Here is a 17,363-nt window from a genome sequence, read left to right as displayed (position 1 = left end):
TCTACAAGGAGATTCCCTATCACGCTCGTTCCTCGCTGTAGGGAATGACGTGCAATCTCGTTATGCTAATAGTGCAAAGGCAACCGCTTCGTAGCCTTGTGCTCATTCGTCATTCCAGAATCGAGGTACGAGATATCTGGAATCTCTCTTTTCTCATCTCTTATCTCTGCATTCCCCATGAAATTGGAGTTGCAGTTAGGTAGCTTCAATTACGCAGGCTAGTAGCCATTCGGGTTCTTCGACTGCCAATTCCACGTATCTGCCGTCATCTCCATCACGCTACGTGTCGCTTTCCAACCAAGCTCACGTTCAGCCTTTTCAGTGCTTGCCCAACATGCGGCAATATCGCCAGCACGACGCGGGCACAACTCGTAAGGAATCTGCTTGCCCGATGCTTCAGCAAAGGCTTGCAGCATTTCTAGAACACTCGAACCTTTACCTGTACCCAGGTTGTAAATATGTAGGCCAGCCTTTTCGCCAACCGCTTTTAATGCCGCTACGTGGCCATCCGCTAAATCCATTACATGAATATAGTCACGAACGCCTGTTCCATCCGGTGTTGGGTAATCGTTTCCAAAAACAGCCAGCTTTTCGCGGCGACCAACAGCAACTTGAGCAATAAATGGCATCAGGTTGTTTGGGATACCTTGCGGGTCTTCACCCATAGTGCCTGATGGATGTGCACCTACTGGGTTAAAGTAACGCAGTAAAGTTACGCTCCAATCGTTCTCCGCGTTGAACAGGTCGCTTAAGCACTCTTCAACCATATATTTGCTGCGACCATAAGGATTGGTAGTAGCGCCAGTTGGTGAAGCTTCAGTAATTGGCACCACTTCTGGATCACCGTAAACGGTAGCCGAAGAGCTAAATACGATGCTTTTCACACCCGCTTTCTTCATGCTTCGAGCTAACACAAGTGAACCATTAACGTTGTTATCGTAGTATTCCAAAGGCTTAGCCACTGACTCGCCAACCGCTTTCAGGCCTGCAAAATGAATCACAGCTTGGATATCATGCTTGGCAAACACGCTATCTAAAAATGATTGTTCACGAATGTCGCCAAGATAAAAAGTTGGTCGCTTACCAGTCAACACTTCAATTCGCTCCAGCACTAGCTCTTTGCTGTTGCAGAGGTTATCAACAATGATCGGCTCCATACCTGCCTGTATCATTTGAATGCATGTATGACTTCCGATGTAACCCATGCCGCCCGTAACCAGTACTTTCACAATCAACCTCTCTTTGTCGTCATCCGTGGGCTAACTCGAACTGATATTCAGCCCAGTAGCACCGTATGACAGAAATAGTAGCAGCCATTTTGCCTATAATTCTGTGATCAAAACCACGAAGTGTAAACGTTTACACTAACTTTAATCATTGGAACTGCTCATGACATAGAGATAATGTATAACCATCAACTTCTAATTCATTGAATTTTAATAAGATAATTATAGATAGTTAGATTTGAGACATCATAGGGGAGTTGAGAATTTATTTTACTAAAAGTTAATGCAATGACTTCCAGTTTGATTACAATAGGTCTGTAAAATAAAGAGGTGCATTGCTTTTTACTAAATACCAATGTCAAAGCAGCGCAATGTTCCAATAACAGGAAGTGATTATGGCAACGTTAAAAGATATCGCGACTGAAGCAAATGTATCATTAGCTACAGTTTCAAGGGTTCTCAATGAAGATCCAACATTAAGCGTCAAGGAAGAGACCAAAAGGCGTATCTTTGAAATTGCAGAGAAGTTGGAATACAAAACCAGCAGCTCACGAAAAACCGTTAGCAGTAAAAAACAAAACCATCACTTCCTAGCACTGTATAACTACAAGCAAGAAGCTGAGGTTAACGACCCTTACTACCTATCGATTCGCCACGGGATTGAAACCCAATGTGAAAAGATGGAAGTTAAGCTAACTAACTGTTATGAAAGCAACATACAAATAAGTTCAGCGCCGATCACCGGTGTTTTGCTGGTAGGAAGAATGACACCAGAGGTTATCGAGCAAGCTAAAAAGCTGAGCGATAATATCTGTTATGTCGATTTCACCGATCACTCAGAACCTTATGACTCTGTCGATATCGACCTGGCTTTGATCAGTAAAGAGATCACCAACTTCTTTATCAACCAAGGCTATCAACGTATCGGCTTTATTGGTGGGCAAGACGACATCAATACCCCTGATATTCGCGAAGTAGCCTTTGCTGAATACGGTAGCCTCAAGAACGTTGTTAGTGAGCAAGACATCTACCGAGGTGACTTCTCTAGCTCTTCAGGTTATAAGCTTGCAAAACAAATGCTAGCCACGGGCGACTACCCTAAAGCCCTGTTTATTGCGTCAGATTCCATCGCAATTGGCGTTTTACGAGCAGTTCATGAGCATGGATTAAACATTCCTGAAGATATTGCGCTTATTAGTGTAAACGACATCCCAACAGCTAAATTTACCTTCCCATCTTTATCAACGGTTCGTATTCACTCTGAACTAATGGGAATTCAAGGCGTTAACCTGCTAATTGAGAAAGTACGCGACGGCCGCACTATCCCACTGCGCGTCTATGTACCAAGCAAACTCAAGCTGCGCAACACAACAAAATAATCATATATATCAAATAGATAAATAAAGGCTACCTTTATTAAAGGTGGCCTTTTTTGTGCCCATCACATACATCAATCTCCACATATATCCCTCTTTAACCTACTGCATAAATCAGCCAATAGCATTCTTTTAAGTGGATCACACAGCACCGTAAAAAGAGCACAAAAAACGTGATGAAGTTAAAGTAAAACGTTTTCACCAATTTCATTTAGTAAAACTTTTACTAATAATTACCTCAGTCCAAAAATACTCGTATTCACTACGACCCAATTACGCATAAGAACGTCGGTCAGCAAACTACATTTAGACCGAGAGAGAGGCAACGTGAACAACTGGGAAAACTTCCTGAACTTACATGAGAATCGTATGGCACCGCGTGCATACTTCTTCTCGTACGCATCAGAAAAAAATGCAAAAACGTTTCAGCGTGAACTGAGCAGCCACTTCCAACTATTGAGTGGCCAATGGAATTTCAGCTATTTCACCAACCCACTATTGGTTCCTGAAGAGTTCTACTCTCAGGAAATGAGCGACTGGGGCAACATCACGGTGCCAAACATGTGGCAAATGGAAGGCCACGGCGATCTTCAATACACAGATGAAGGTTTCCCATTCCCAATTGATGTACCTTTCGTACCATCAGACAACCCGACAGGTGCTTACCAACGCTCTTTCTTCCTTGGCGAAAGCTGGGACGAGAAACAAACCATCATCAAATTTGATGGTGTTGAAACTTACTTCGAAGTTTACGTAAACGGCGAATATGTAGGTTTCAGCAAAGGTAGCCGCCTAACCGCTGAGTTCGATATCTCTAGCCAGGTAAAAGCAGGCAACAACCTACTTTCTATTCGTGTGATGCAGTGGGCCGACTCAACTTACATTGAAGACCAAGACATGTGGTGGACTGGCGGTATCTTCCGTGATGTTTACCTTATTGGTAAAGAACAGTTGCACGTTCAAGATTTGACGGTTCGCACTGACTTCGATGACGCTTACCAGAGCGCTACCCTATCGTGCAAAGTGGAACTAGAAAACCTAGCAGCAGCGGCAAACGCAACCCTTGAGTACGCATTGCTTGATGGCAGCCAAGTTATCTCGCAAGGCTCAGTAGATAACCTCACTGTCGACGGCAATGTAGATACTCAATTCTCTATTGATGTGGTTAACCCAGTTCAATGGAACGCTGAAAACCCATACCTTTACCAACTATTGCTAACGCTAAAAGACTCTGACGGCAAAGTGCTGGAAGTGATTCCGCAACGTGTTGGTTTCCGTGATATTAAAGTTCGCGATGGTCTGTTCTACATCAACAACAAATACGTAATGCTGCATGGTGTTAACCGTCATGACAACGACCACCTAAAAGGCCGTGCTGTCGGCATGGATCGCGTAGAGAAAGATCTAGTGTTGATGAAACAACACAACATCAACTCAGTACGTACTGCGCACTACCCTAACGACCCACGCTTCTACGAACTATGTGATATCTACGGCCTATTCGTGATGGGTGAAACCGATGTCGAAACACATGGCTTTGCTAACGTTGGCGATCTAAGCCGCATCACGAACGATGCTGCATGGGAGGCGGTGTTTGTTGAGCGTATCGAACGTCATATTCACGCTCAGAAGAACCACCCTTCAATCATCATGTGGTCGCTAGGTAACGAGTCAGGCTACGGCTGTAACATTCGCTCTATGTACGATGCAGCAAAAGCGATTGATGACACCCGCTTAGTTCACTACGAAGAAGACCGTGATGCTGAAGTGGTCGACATCATTTCAACCATGTACTCACGTGCTCAATTGATGAATGCCTTCGGCGAGTTCCCACACGAAAAACCACGCATTATCTGTGAATACGCACATGCGATGGGTAACGGCCCGGGCGGTTTAACCGAATACCAAAACGTGTTCTACAAGCATGATGCCATTCAAGGTCACTATGTTTGGGAATGGTGTGACCACGGCATTCTAGCGCGTGATGAAGCGGGTACAGAGTTCTACAAGTATGGCGGTGACTACGGTGACTACCCGAATAACTACAACTTCTGTATGGATGGCTTGATCTACCCAGACCAAACACCTGGTCCAGGCTTAAAAGAGTACAAACAAGTGATTGCCCCTGTGAAGCTTCGTGATTTCGATGCTCAAACTGGCACCTTCACCGTTGATAACAAGCTGTGGTTCTCAAACATTGATGACTACACCATCACTGCGGAAATCCGCGCTGAAGGTGAAACCATTGCAGTGCAACACATCAAGGTTGAAGAGCTAGCTGAAAACTCTAGCCGTGAACTGACACTTAACTTGCCACAACTTGATGAGCGCGAGGTATTTGTAAACTTTACTGTGCGCAAAGACTCTCGCACGCCTTACAGCGAAGCGAACCACGACATCGCGTTTTACCAGTTCCAAGTGAAAGAGAACACTGCACAACTAGAAGCCTTCACGAACAACAATGCAACAGCACTGAATGTTGAAGAGTCTCGTCTCGCTTACCTAATCAAAGGCCATAACTTTGCACTGAACTTCTCGAAAGTGAACGGCAAGCTGACGTCATGGTTGGTCAATGGCGAAGAGATGATTAAGTCAGAGCCACGAATCAACTTCTTCAAGCCAATGATCGATAACCATAAGCAAGAGCACGATGGTTACTGGGAGCCTGCACACCTACAGATCATGCAGGAGCACTTCCGCACGCTTAACGTTGAACAGCTAAATGGCAAGGTAGAGATCACCACCACCAGCATCATTGCTCCACCAGTATTTGATTTCGGTATGCGCTGTGAATATCGCTACCAGATCAGTGCAGAAGGTCAGCTAAACGTTGAACTGAGCGGCGCACGCTACGGTGATTACCCACACGTGATTCCAGTAATTGGCTTCGACATGGGCATCAATGGTGACTTCGACCAAGTTCAATACTACGGCCGCGGCCCTGAAGAGAACTACCAAGACAGCAAGCAAGCCAACATGATTGATGTGTACCAATCAACCGTTGCAGACATGTTCGAGAACTACCCGTTCCCACAAAACAACGGCAACCGCCAACACGTTCGTTGGGCTGCGCTTTCAAGCCGCGCTGGCAATGGTATTGCTGTGAAACCGCAGCAGGAAATTAACTTCAGCGCATGGTTCTACACCAACCAAAACCTGCATCAAGCGCAGCACACGGTTGAGCTAGAGAAGAGCGGTTACATCACGCTAAACCTAGATCACCAAGTGATGGGCTTGGGCTCAAACTCTTGGGGCAGTGAAGTGCTCGACTCTTACCGTGTTTACATGGATGAGTTCCGCTACGGCCTAACGCTAGTGCCATTCAAAGCGGGCGACTGCAACGCACAGGCATTGGTTAATCATAACTTTGGTGACGAGTTCTTCACGGCGAATACGCCAACAACTCAACCACAACAGAACGAGGCATAAGCGATGATCGTTTTAGACAACCTAGAGCAATTTAAAGTCGTTTACCGCGACGGTCGTAAATGGCAACGCTGTGTAGAAGCGATTGAAAACATCGGCAACATCAAAGATGGCGTGATGTATTCCATTGGTGACTCACTGGCTTACATGATTGAAGACGGCGTGGCTCGTAACACAGAAAACTTCACCGGCAACCGTCGTTACTTTGATGTGCACTACTACCTAGAAGGTCGCGAAACGGTTGAGTTCGCAGCGAAATCAGAGCTAGAACAAATCCAAGCTTACAGCGATGAAACCGACCGTGAACACCTAATGGGTAACGGAGAGACTCGCGAGTTAGTGGAAGGCCAAGTGGCGATCTTTGATAACAGCAAAGCGTACCGCTTCCATGGTGATAACCGAGTTCGCAAAGTGGTGCTGAAAGTGACCATTGAAGACGGTTACTTCCTCAATAAATAGCCAAGTTTGAGCTACCGAAAGTAGCAACAACAAAATCTATTCCCAGTGTGCACTGAGGCTTGCCGTTCAAGGCTCAGTCACACTGTAAACGCCTTTATGCTTCTTCCCTACAAGGAAGCTTAAAGATATAACGACTATAATTACGTGACCCTTGGAGGACACTATGTCTGAATCTGTACGCGGTAAGTTAGGCAAATTTGCCCTACTCTCCATGACATTTGCAGCGGTATTTAACGTTCGCAACATCGTAAACAACAACATCGAATTGGGACTAAGTTCTGCTCCTATCTTTTTGCTTGCGACCCTTATTTACTTCATTCCATTCGTGTTCATCATTGCTGAATTCGTATCGGCAAATAAAAATTCTGAGTCAGGCATGTATGACTGGCTTAAAAAACCATTAGGAACAAAAGCGGCCTACCTAGGTTCGTTCCTTTACTGGTTCGTAAACCTTTTCTGGTTTGTATCGCTACTACCCAACGTTATCGCCTACGCATCGTATGCGATGTTGGGCTATGAATATGCCTTCTCACCAGTCGTCACATCGGCTATATCGATTGCTCTATTTGCAGCAGCGACTCATATCTCAACCAAAGGCGCGAGCTGGTTAGGTAAGATTGCAGAGATCGTGGCATACGGTGTATTTGCTCTGTTCGCAATTTACGTTATCGGTGCTCTGATGGCACTGGGCGGAAACCATGAGCCAGTAGAACCAATCACACTAGAAGCAATGACACCGACCATCAACTGGGCAACGCTGGGTATCATGTGTTGGATCTTCCAAGCAGCCGGTGGTGCAGAAACCGCAGCGGCATACCTAAACGATGTGAAAGGTGGTCATAAATCTTTCATCAAGGTAATTATTGGTGCAGGTATCGCGATCGGCGCAATGTACGCAGTTGGTTCTCTATTGGTAAACGTATTCGTTGCACGTGATGAACTGACTTACGCCGGCGGCATGGTTGAAATCTTCACAGGTATGGCGAACTACTTCGACATTTCACAATCTCTAACAGGTCGCTTCGTTGGTATCGTGCTGTTCGTTGCCATGTTCGGCTCGATGATGATGTGGACTGCGGCTCCGGTAAAGATTCACTTCTCTGAAATTCCTAAAGGTGTTTACGGCGAGAAGACAACAGAGCTCAACGAACACGGCGTGCCAGTACGTGCAGCTTGGTGGCAGTTCGCGTTTGTATTCGTGATGCTTGTGGTTAACGGCTTCGGCTCTGAGTCTGTACAAGACATGATGAACACAGCAATTAACCTAACGGCAGGGACCGCAATGCTTCCGCCTATCTTCATCATGGTGGCTTACTTTGTGTTCCGCTTGAAGCATGACGACACGCCGCGTGATTTCCGTATGGGTACACGAGTTCAAGGTATGGCTGTGGTTTCTGTGCTAATCGGTATCTTCGTTGTGAGCATGACGGCGTCTGCATTCCCAACAGGTGTTGATCTCGTTCAAGCCTTCTTTATCAACGTATTCATGACCGCAGTATTCTCAGGTATCGCTTGGTGGTGGATTTCTCGCTTCGAAAAAAAGCAGGCAGGTAAAGACGCAAAGCTAGAAACGGCTAAGCAATCGTAACATTCAGCACTCGCTCAAATTTTAAAAGCGCCTATCAAGGCGCTTTTTTTGTTTTAAATCAGGCAATTAAATAACAAATCGAAAAATAAAAACGGTATTTCGTCAAGGCTTCAGTTCACGAAAAACACCAATTAACAGGTAATAAAACTCGAATAAAAACCAAGGTAAAACATTAACTAAATTTATTTACTCAAGGTCACATATTTGATCAATTTCGATTAACTTCCCGCCGCTTAATCTTTAATCTTCTTGCTGAAGAGACAAACTAACTCATATAAAAAAGCGACACAAAGCCCCTACAAGCCTTATAAATCGTCGATTATGAAACAAGCAATCTCTTCAATGAACTTCTTAATCTCTAACTCTTTGTTTTGGTAATAAATTTACTGAAAACAAAGAGACAAAGTATTAATAAGTCCGATCGTAAATCTATAAAAACAACAATGAGCCAACCCTGACAAAACAAAGCGGGTGTTTGCCAAACCAACATAACAATAAAAGTGCGGCCTAGAGCTTCCCTCTCTAGGACCAAGTTATAACGATCATCAACGTGATTCACCGGAGAACATCATGTCCGAAAATAAACGCAGTACGATAGGCAAATTTGCCCTACTGTCTATGACCTTCGCGGCGGTATATAGCTTCAATAACATCATTAATAACAACATCGAGATCGGCCTTTCTTCGGCTCCGATGTTCTTTCTAGCAACCATCTTTTACTTTGTGCCATTTTGTTTGATCGTTGCAGAGTTTGTGTCACTGAATAAAGACTCTGAAGCGGGTGTTTATTCTTGGGTTAAAAGCTCGCTAGGCGGTCGCTGGGCGTTTATATCGGCTTACACATACTGGTTTGTTAACCTGTTCTTCTTCACCTCTCTGCTACCTAGAATCATCGCTTATGCGTCGTATGCGTTCTTAGGTTTTGAATACATATTCACGCCAATGACCACCGCAATTCTAAGTACCATTTTGTTTGCGGTCGCGACTCATATTTCTAACAACGGCGCGAAATTACTGGGCCCTATCACATCACTAACATCATCACTGATGCTGCTACTAACGATGTCTTACATCTTGCTATCTGGTGGTGCTTTGGTAGGCGGTATCGAGCCAGCAGACCCAATCACCATCGAAGCCATGACACCAAGTTTTAACTGGGCGTTCCTTGGTGTAATCACTTGGATCTTCATGGCGGCAGGCGGTGCAGAATCGGTCGCGGTTTACGTTAACGACATCAAAGGCGGTCACAAGTCTTTCGTTAAAGTGATCATCATCGCGGGTATCTTCATCGGTGCGCTTTACTCGGTAGGGTCTGTGTTAGCGAACGTATTTGTTGCTCGTGAAGAGCTTAAATTTACAGGCGGCTCTGTTCAGGTATTTGAAGGACTAGCAAGACACTTTGGACTGTCTGAAATCTTGATGAACCGTTTCGTGGGTGTGGTTTCATTCACGGCAATGTTGGGCTCTCTACTGATGTGGACGGCGACACCGGTTAAGATCTTCTTCTCTGAAATCCCTAAAGGCATCTTTGGCGAGAAGACTATCGCGCTTAACAAACAAGGTGTACCAGAGCGTGCAGCTTGGGTTCAGTTCTTCATCGTGATTCCATTAATGTTCATCCCAACATTGGCATCTGACACAGTACAAGATCTGATGAGCACCATCATCAATATGACTGCAGCAGCTTCTATGCTACCGCCACTGTTTATTATGATCGCGTATCTTCACCTGCGCGTGAAACTGGATCATCTACCTCGTGATTTCCGCATGGGTTCTCGCCGAGTTGGTATCACTGCGGTTTCGATTCTTATCGCGATTTTCACCGTTGGTTTCTTTGCATCAACCTTCCCGACTGGCGCAGACATCATGACCATCATCTTCTACAACGTGGGTGGGATAGTAATCTTCCTTGGCTACGCATGGTGGAAATACGGTCAATACGAGAAAAGCTTATCTCCAGAAGAGAAGAAACTAGAAGCAAAGCCGGAAACTGCTAACGCCTAGTGTTCTCCTTACCTTGGTCTTAATCTTGATTTGAACTCTCTTAGGCACTCACTATTTGGCGAGTGCCTTTTTATTCGCTTCCCTTTTTTCTTATCGCTGCGCCTTACATCCTATTTACCGAGTTACTCCTTTCATCAAAATTAGATTCACAACACCGATATATCCCTTGCCTGATATTTGTTTATACATTCAACTAAAACTCAAAACAAATTGTAAGTAAACTTTTACTAAAAATAGATCACACTTTTAAGCTTATTTAATTTTAAACACAAAAATAATCATTAATATTGGTTTTGCGATCGTAAGTGACCTGACCATATACGCCTTGAAGAGCACCCCATATTAGAAGTCAGAACTGCTTACGAAGCTTCATTTATAACCCCGACACAGAAGTGAACAAAATGAAAAGTAGTTTTACTAAAAAGACTCTTATTACAAGTTGTATTCTTGCTGCCCTTACGGCTAATGCGCACGCTGATGAAACCGCGGCTAACCACAGCGACACTCAGCCCCCTAAAACAGAATCAGAAACGCTGTTTAACTTTTACGGAGAGCTTGGCCTTGGTGGCCACGTAGCGCTAGAAGGTGATGATAAAGGCCGTTATGCAGACGGCACTTACATCGAAGCAGGTTTAGCTATCGAGCACGGCAATTGGTTTGGTCTTGCTTACATGGAAGGTTGGACAGTGCAAGCCGACGACGAAGGTAATGCATGGGCAACTGGCCATGGTTGGGGCGGCTTTGAAGGCGGTTTTAACCGTTTTTACGCTGGCTACCGCACCGATGCCAAAACTGAATTTATTGTCGGCCGTATGGACTCATCCCTTGATGACGTTCAATGGTGGGGAGACCCAACCGTCGAGTACGGCTACGTGATCTCAAATACACGCGACGTCAATGTTGGTGTGAAGTTCCAAAACCTAGAAGGCAAGCTTCGCTACAGTGTTTCATTCGCGCCAGAGTCTGACTTCTCTGAAGATGATGCTCTCGTTCACTTCGGTAAATACGATAGCTTCGCAGACCAATGGAAAGACAAGAACGCCATGGTCAATGGTTACCTCCAATACGATCTGACTGACGATTTAACCCTAATGGGTGGTGGTGAAGTTCGTAACAACGATGGCGGTGAACTATTGCTATTTGGTGCCGAGTATAAAAATGTTGCTGCTAGAGTTTGGCATGACACGAACAAAGGCAATCAGAATAACGAACAAACTGGTGAGGAAAATGGAACCGAAACAGGCTTTCAAGCCAGTGGTTGGTATGAAGCAGCACAAGGCATTTACCTATCGGCAGCCTACAACTATGCGAATAACGAAATTGACAGTGCTAAAAATAAAGTCACCTCTTACATCAATGCCGGCGTTTGGTACGAATACGGCAACGGCGCGTTTGCGACAGCTTTCGACAGCCGCTTTGGCGTAGGCAGCGACACTGAAATCGGCGACGCGCAAGTGTTCGCAATGCAATACTTCTACTGGTAATAACAGGAACTCATCATGAAACTGAATAAATCATTCGCAGCTCTCGCTATCGGCGCAGCACTTGTTGTTACTGGCTGTACATCAAACTCATTCTCAGGCTCTGACACAGAGCAACTGCAAGCAAACGAATTTAAGAACGTTATCGACCGTACAGGTTCGCCAGAATACATGCGAGATTACGACTTCGATGACCACCAGCGCTTCAACCCATTCTTCGACTTAGGTGCATGGCACGGTCACTTGCTGCCAGACACAACGGAAGGAATGGGCGGATTCCCAGGTACAGCACTACTTACCGAAGAATACATTAACTTCATGGCAGATAACTTTGACCGCCTAAGCGTGTTCAAAGATGGCAAAGAAGTCGCATTCACCATGGAAGCTTACAGCCTACCGGGCGCATTGGTTCAGACACTAAAATCTGACAATGTGACAGTAGAAATGACGATGCGTTTTGCTTCAAACCGTACCTCTCTGCTAGAAACCAAAATCACTACCAACTCACCGGTTGAATTGGTGTGGGATGGTAAGCTACTGGAAAAGACCCACGCGAAAGAAGGCGTGGCGCAAACCGACAAAACCATCGCTGAAACTTACCCTGAGTATGACCGTCAAATCGTCGCAACCGACGATGGCCTGAAAGTCACCTTTGGTAAGGTACGTTCAACGTGGGATCTGCTGACCTCAGGTGAGTCTGAGTACCAAGTTCACAAATCAATTCCAACGCAAACTACAGTTGATGGTTTAGCATTTACTTCAACGGCAAACATTGAAGCATCGACGACTATCTACACCACATACTCGCATGTTCTGACGGCCGAAGAAGCACAAGCGGAACAGCCTGAAATCAAAAAGATCATGGCAAACCCTACCGACTTCTTAGCGGCATCAGCAGAGCGTTGGGAAGGCTACCTAAAGATGGGTTTAACCAACCCGAACGCAACACCAGAACAAGAACGTGTTGCGGTAAAAGCGATGGAAACCCTAAACGGTAACTGGCGTGGCGCTGCAGGTGCGATGGAGTTTGATTCAGTGACACCATCAGTGACTGCACGTTGGTTCTCAGGCAACCAAACTTGGCCGTGGGATACATGGAAACAAGCTTACGCAATGGCGCACTTCAACCCAGACGTAGCGAAAGACAACATCCGTGCAATGTTCGCCTACCAAATTCAAGCAGACGATACAGTTCGCCCTTGGGATGAAGGTTACGTGCCAGATCTATTGGCTTACAACCTAAGCCCAGAACGTGGCGGCGACGGCGGTAACTGGAATGAACGTAATACCAAACCGAGCTTAGCAGCATGGGCGGTAATGGAAGTTTATAAGACCACCAGCGACGAAGCTTGGCTAGAAGAGATGTATCCAAAGCTAGTGGCATACCACGATTGGTGGCTACGTAACCGTGATAACAACGGCAACGGTGTTCCAGAATATGGAGCAGCGCGTGATAAAGCACACAACACACCTGAAGGTGAAATGTACTTCACTGTGGTTCGTGGCGACAAACATGAAACAGTCGTAGGTCAAGCAGCACTCGATAAAGTCGTGGCTGAAGGTAATTACGATTACATCGAAAGCCCGGCTCAAACCGCCGCATCTTGGGAGTCAGGTCGTGACGATGCAGCCGCCTTTGGTTTTATCGATAAAGATCAGCTAGACGCGTATGTCGCAAATGGCGGAAAGCGCAGTGATTGGGACGTTGAATTCGCTCAAAACCGCGCGGAAGACGGCACACTACTGGGCTACTCACTGCTGCAAGAGTCTGTTGACCAAGCAAGCTACATGTACAGCGATAACAAGTACCTAGCGGAAATGGCTGACATTCTGGGTAAAGACGCTGAAGCAAAAGAGTTCCGCGAAAAGGCGGAGCACCTATCGAACTACATCAATACCTGTATGTTCGATGAAGGCACTAACTTCTTCTACGACATTCGCATTGAAGATAAACCACTAGCCAACGGCTGTGCGGGTAAACCGATAGTAGAACGTGGCAAAGGCCCTGAGGGTTGGTCACCGCTGTTCAATGGCGCAGCAACGCAAGATCACGCTGATGCGGTTGTCTCTGTGATGAAAGATACAGGAGAGTTCAACACTTACGTTCCACTGGGGACTGCGGCGCTTTCTAGCCCAGCATTTGGCCCAGATATTTACTGGCGTGGACGTGTGTGGGTAGACCAATTCTACTTCGGCCTAAAAGGCATGGACAGCTATGGCTACCGTGATGACGCGATTGAAATGGCAGGCGCTTTCTTCGACCACGCTGATGGCTTGGTGCAAGACGGCCCTATCCGTGAGAACTACAATCCATTGAACGGTGAGCAGCAAGGTGCGCCAAACTTCTCTTGGAGTGCAGCTCACTTGTACATGCTTTACAACGATTTCTTTACTGACGCGGAGTAAATCAAATCTATACCTGTCTTCTGAAATTCAATGAAAATGTAACCTCATAAATTTCAGGTTTTGGCACTCAGTATCTCACTGAGTGCCTTTTTTATGGTTGGAGCAAAAAAAATTAACAAACAAGCACTTAGACTATTTGGCCTATCATGATCCTTTTACTCAACTTGCTGCACGTTAACCATTCTCACCACAATAGAAACGCACTCGGTAATGGTAGTGATCTTTCAATAACTTGAATTCATCATGGACACTTGGCGTCCATGAATCATCACCACCGACGCCCATATGAAAGCCATCCACATAAACAAATAACTGTTCTTGTTCGGTTAAATCACAAGTGTGTTTTGCCTTCTGTAATTGCTGTAACCCAAAACGACTGACTGAAAAGTGGAAGTCTCCTTGCAGTTCAAACGCGCCCAATTTTGCCTCACGAACATCACAACGTAAGCCGCACTCTGAAGGGAAAATATACGGAGTATGCATCTGCTCGATACTCTGTTGATATTGCCCCATATGTGCTGACATTTTTCTATCTGGGTAGTTTTCATGTGGCCCACGACCAAACCATTCCACACCATCAGGCGCATTCTTCAAAGCAAACTCGAAACCGACTCGTGGCAGAGATGGCAAACCTTTCGCTGCTTGCACATCCACATCTAACGTAACCTCACCATCGGCAAACAGTTGGTACCGCCAAGTCGACAACAGACGAACCTGTCCTTCTGCCGTATGAGCAATTTTTGCTGTCACAGACACCGTGTTTTTCTGAGTGATGTATGAAAATTCGATGCACTCTGGAGTGAGTCTGTCCAACTTCATTGCCTGCCAGCGGGCTATCCATGAATTAGGGTCGACTCGATTGGCTTCACTGACACCGATATCGTTGTCTAATGGTGCACGATAGAAGTTATCTCGAAGACCACTGGCCAGTTGTTCAACTCCTTTGATTGTCCAACTCTCTAATGTCCCAGACAATCGGTCGAACTCAACTTGGTAAGCATCACCAGTCACGGTCAGTAACTCATCCGTTTCAGTCACTTTCGGTGGCAATGGTGAGAGGTTAGCATCCAACATAAGTTGCGGTTGTGTAGGTAAGCTAAGCTGCTCCGTCGCCGTCACATGACCTTTATTCGCCCACGCTGTATTGGTGTTTAACACCACTTCAAGATTGAGGTAATTGAGCGCATTGGCTGTATTAGGGAGCGTCACACCATTGAGTTCTATCTCAACACTCTCACCCGCACCTACCATCAATTCGATACATCCATCGCACGTCACCACACCATTCTGAGTAACCGCCCAATTCAATGTTTCAACCTTGCTAGTCACAAACAAGTGTTCGCTGCGCACCTCGATCACCAAAGGCGAATCAGAAATTAATCTGAACTGGTAAAACTGCTGCGCTTTTTTCACTTCATGTAGCGTTGGATGAACCGTTCTATCCGGGAATACCAAACCATTAATACAGAACTGGCGATCGTTAATATCATCACCAAAATCACCACCGTACCCCCAATATTCAGTGCCGCTCGAATCGGTTTTAGTAATACCTTGATCGACCCAATCCCAGATAAATCCGCCCTGTAATCTTGGGTTGTCTCTAAACGCCTGCCAATATTTGTCAAAGCTCCCCAGACTGTTACCCATTGCATGGGCATACTCACAGAGAATCAGAGGGCGGTGCTCGTTCGGCAAAGCTATCGCTTTGCGAATGCCGACACGAGGTGTCACCTCAGGTTGACTCTCGACAACAGGTAAATCCCAATCAACACGCGCATACATTGGGCACAAAATATCGGTCGCTGCTGTATCTGCGCCACCACCTTCATACTGAACGGGACGTGTAGGATCAGTTTGTTTGACCCATTGATACATTGCGTGGTGATTGCGACCAATTCCTGACTCATTACCCAGCGACCAAATGATCACGCTGGCGTGGTTTTTATCGCGTTCCACCAGCCTTGTCATGCGCCTCATGTACGCATTCAACCACGATGCATCATCGGACAAACGGCACATAGGAAATTGACCATGAGTTTCCACATTCGCTTCATCGACCAGATACAGGCCATACTCATCACATAGCTCGTACCACAATGGATGATTCGGATAATGGGCGGTTCTAACGGCATTGAAGTTATTTTGCTTGAGCAGTTTGATGTCTTGAATCATCCCCTCACGCGTCATGGTATGCCCGAGTTCAGGGTGATGTTCATGGCGATTCACACCACGAATCAGCAACGGCTTCCCGTTAACTTTTAGCAAACTATCGGTGATTTCCACACTTCGAAATCCGACATCGTAAGCCTCACAATCAATGAGCTCATCGTGTTGATTCAGTAACGACACCACGCAGCGATATAAGTAAGGTGATTCTGCACTCCACTTGTTCGGATTCACGATTGAAATACTATGTTCAGCGACTTCAGACCAAGCGCCTTTCTCATCCACAATTCGCTCACCCAAGCCAACGATTTGAGGCTCAAAGATGAGTTGTTCCTGAGCGTCAAACAGCTCAACTTTAACTCGATTTACTTGTTGAGTTTGGTCATCTTGATCGAATGATTTTGGTTTTGATATTTGTGTAGAAACCTTTAAAACCGCATCGCGATAACAAGCATCGAGCTGAGTCTCAATACCAATATCTTTGATGGCGATCTTGGGCTTTCTCAACAACGTCACATCACGAAAGATACCGCTCAACCACCACATATCTTGATCTTCAAGATAAGAACCATCAGACCAGCGCAGTACCATCACCACGAGTGTGTTCTCGCCCGATTGTAAGTATTCAGACACATCAAATTCAGCTGGCAATCGGCTGTCTTGCGAATAACCAACCCACTTGCCGTTACACCACAAATGAAACGCTGAATTCACGCCGTCGAAGGTCAGCCTATGGGTGTCTAATAACTCTTGCTGCGTGCAATTAAAATGCGTTCGGTAGATCCCTGTCGGATTATCGCTAGGGACGAAGGGAGGGTTATCAGCGAAAGGGTATTTCACATTGGTATAGATCGGTTTATCAAAGCCTTGCATCTGCCAGTTGCTTGGCACAGTAATCGACTTCCACGAGGAATCATCAAAATGTTCAGACACTACCTCTTCACAGACCAACTCTGGTGAATCGAACAGCTGAAACTTCCAAACGCCATTGAGAGACGTAGCACTCGACGAGTTCTTTGTCATCGCCTCAACTAACGAAGTGTAGCCATTCAAGGGAGCATGAGCCTCAACAACATTATGATGGGTAATATGTTGATTTTCCCACTCACGGGCAGAGATGATTTGAGAGAAAGTTCTCATGACGTGTTCCTTACCAAAAGCCGTTCACATGAATTACTGCAAGTGATACTCAGCGCCAAATCGCGTTCAAACATAACGAACGCTAACCAAG

At 45.8% G+C, this 17,363-nt stretch carries 9 protein-coding genes; 7 read left to right on the top strand and 2 right to left on the bottom strand.

Features of this window, described 5'->3' with window-relative positions; genetic code table 11:
- Positions 1-218: 218 nt before the first annotated feature.
- Positions 219-1,229, bottom strand: coding sequence for a UDP-glucose 4-epimerase GalE (gene galE, locus BCT34_RS09040; protein ID WP_076652342.1), 1,011 nt, complete (start codon positions 1,227-1,229; stop codon positions 219-221).
- 392 nt (positions 1,230-1,621) lie between these two features.
- Between galE and ebgR the strand changes: the two genes are divergently transcribed.
- From ebgR to ygjK, 7 genes are all read left to right on the top strand, one after another.
- Positions 1,622-2,605, top strand: coding sequence for a transcriptional regulator EbgR (ebgR, locus tag BCT34_RS09035; RefSeq protein ID WP_076652339.1), 984 nt, complete (start codon positions 1,622-1,624; stop codon positions 2,603-2,605).
- A gap of 324 nt (positions 2,606-2,929) precedes the next feature.
- On the top strand, positions 2,930-6,031 hold the full coding sequence (gene ebgA / locus BCT34_RS09030; RefSeq protein ID WP_076652336.1) for a beta-galactosidase subunit alpha: 3,102 nt from the start codon (positions 2,930-2,932) through the stop codon (positions 6,029-6,031).
- Positions 6,032-6,034: 3 nt separating this feature from the next.
- The gene (locus BCT34_RS09025; protein ID WP_076652334.1) at positions 6,035-6,487 is read left to right on the top strand and encodes a beta-galactosidase subunit beta; all 453 of its coding nucleotides are present in this window, start codon (positions 6,035-6,037) and stop codon (positions 6,485-6,487) included.
- Between the two features lie 163 nt (positions 6,488-6,650).
- Positions 6,651-8,075 carry an amino acid permease gene (locus BCT34_RS09020; RefSeq protein ID WP_076652332.1) on the top strand — a complete coding sequence of 475 codons (1,425 nt, stop codon included), beginning with the start codon at positions 6,651-6,653 and terminating at the stop codon, positions 8,073-8,075.
- 570 nt (positions 8,076-8,645) lie between these two features.
- Complete coding sequence (locus BCT34_RS09015) at positions 8,646-10,079, top strand: amino acid permease (protein WP_076652329.1); 1,434 nt, start codon at positions 8,646-8,648, stop codon at positions 10,077-10,079.
- Positions 10,080-10,480: 401 nt separating this feature from the next.
- Positions 10,481-11,563, top strand: coding sequence for a protein YgjJ (gene ygjJ, locus BCT34_RS09010; RefSeq protein ID WP_076652326.1), 1,083 nt, complete (start codon positions 10,481-10,483; stop codon positions 11,561-11,563).
- A gap of 15 nt (positions 11,564-11,578) precedes the next feature.
- Positions 11,579-13,966 carry an alpha-glucosidase gene (gene ygjK / locus BCT34_RS09005; RefSeq protein ID WP_076652323.1) on the top strand — a complete coding sequence of 796 codons (2,388 nt, stop codon included), beginning with the start codon at positions 11,579-11,581 and terminating at the stop codon, positions 13,964-13,966.
- Positions 13,967-14,140: 174 nt separating this feature from the next.
- Here the strand turns inward: ygjK and BCT34_RS09000 are convergent, their stop codons facing one another.
- A complete protein-coding gene (locus BCT34_RS09000) occupies positions 14,141-17,272 on the bottom strand; it encodes a beta-galactosidase (protein WP_076652321.1) in 3,132 nt (1,043 codons plus the stop codon).
- Positions 17,273-17,363: the final 91 nt, after the last annotated feature.

Source organism: Vibrio sp. 10N.261.45.E2 (assembly GCF_002875705.1).
Taxonomy (GTDB): Bacteria; Pseudomonadota; Gammaproteobacteria; order Enterobacterales; family Vibrionaceae; genus Vibrio.
This window is presented reverse-complemented; position numbering and strand designations above follow the sequence as displayed.

Excerpts from the sequence above, each read along its gene's own strand:
- ebgR (WP_076652339.1), top strand. The coding sequence starts at position 1,622 with ATGGCAACGTTAAAAGATATCGCGACTGAAGCAAATGTATCATTAGCT.
- BCT34_RS09025 (WP_076652334.1), top strand. The coding sequence starts at position 6,035 with ATGATCGTTTTAGACAACCTAGAGCAATTTAAAGTCGTTTACCGCGAC.
- BCT34_RS09020 (WP_076652332.1), top strand. The coding sequence starts at position 6,651 with ATGTCTGAATCTGTACGCGGTAAGTTAGGCAAATTTGCCCTACTCTCC.
- BCT34_RS09015 (WP_076652329.1), top strand. The coding sequence starts at position 8,646 with ATGTCCGAAAATAAACGCAGTACGATAGGCAAATTTGCCCTACTGTCT.
- ygjJ (WP_076652326.1), top strand. The coding sequence starts at position 10,481 with ATGAAAAGTAGTTTTACTAAAAAGACTCTTATTACAAGTTGTATTCTT.
- ygjK (WP_076652323.1), top strand. The coding sequence starts at position 11,579 with ATGAAACTGAATAAATCATTCGCAGCTCTCGCTATCGGCGCAGCACTT.
- BCT34_RS09000 (WP_076652321.1), bottom strand. The coding sequence starts at position 17,272 with ATGAGAACTTTCTCTCAAATCATCTCTGCCCGTGAGTGGGAAAATCAA.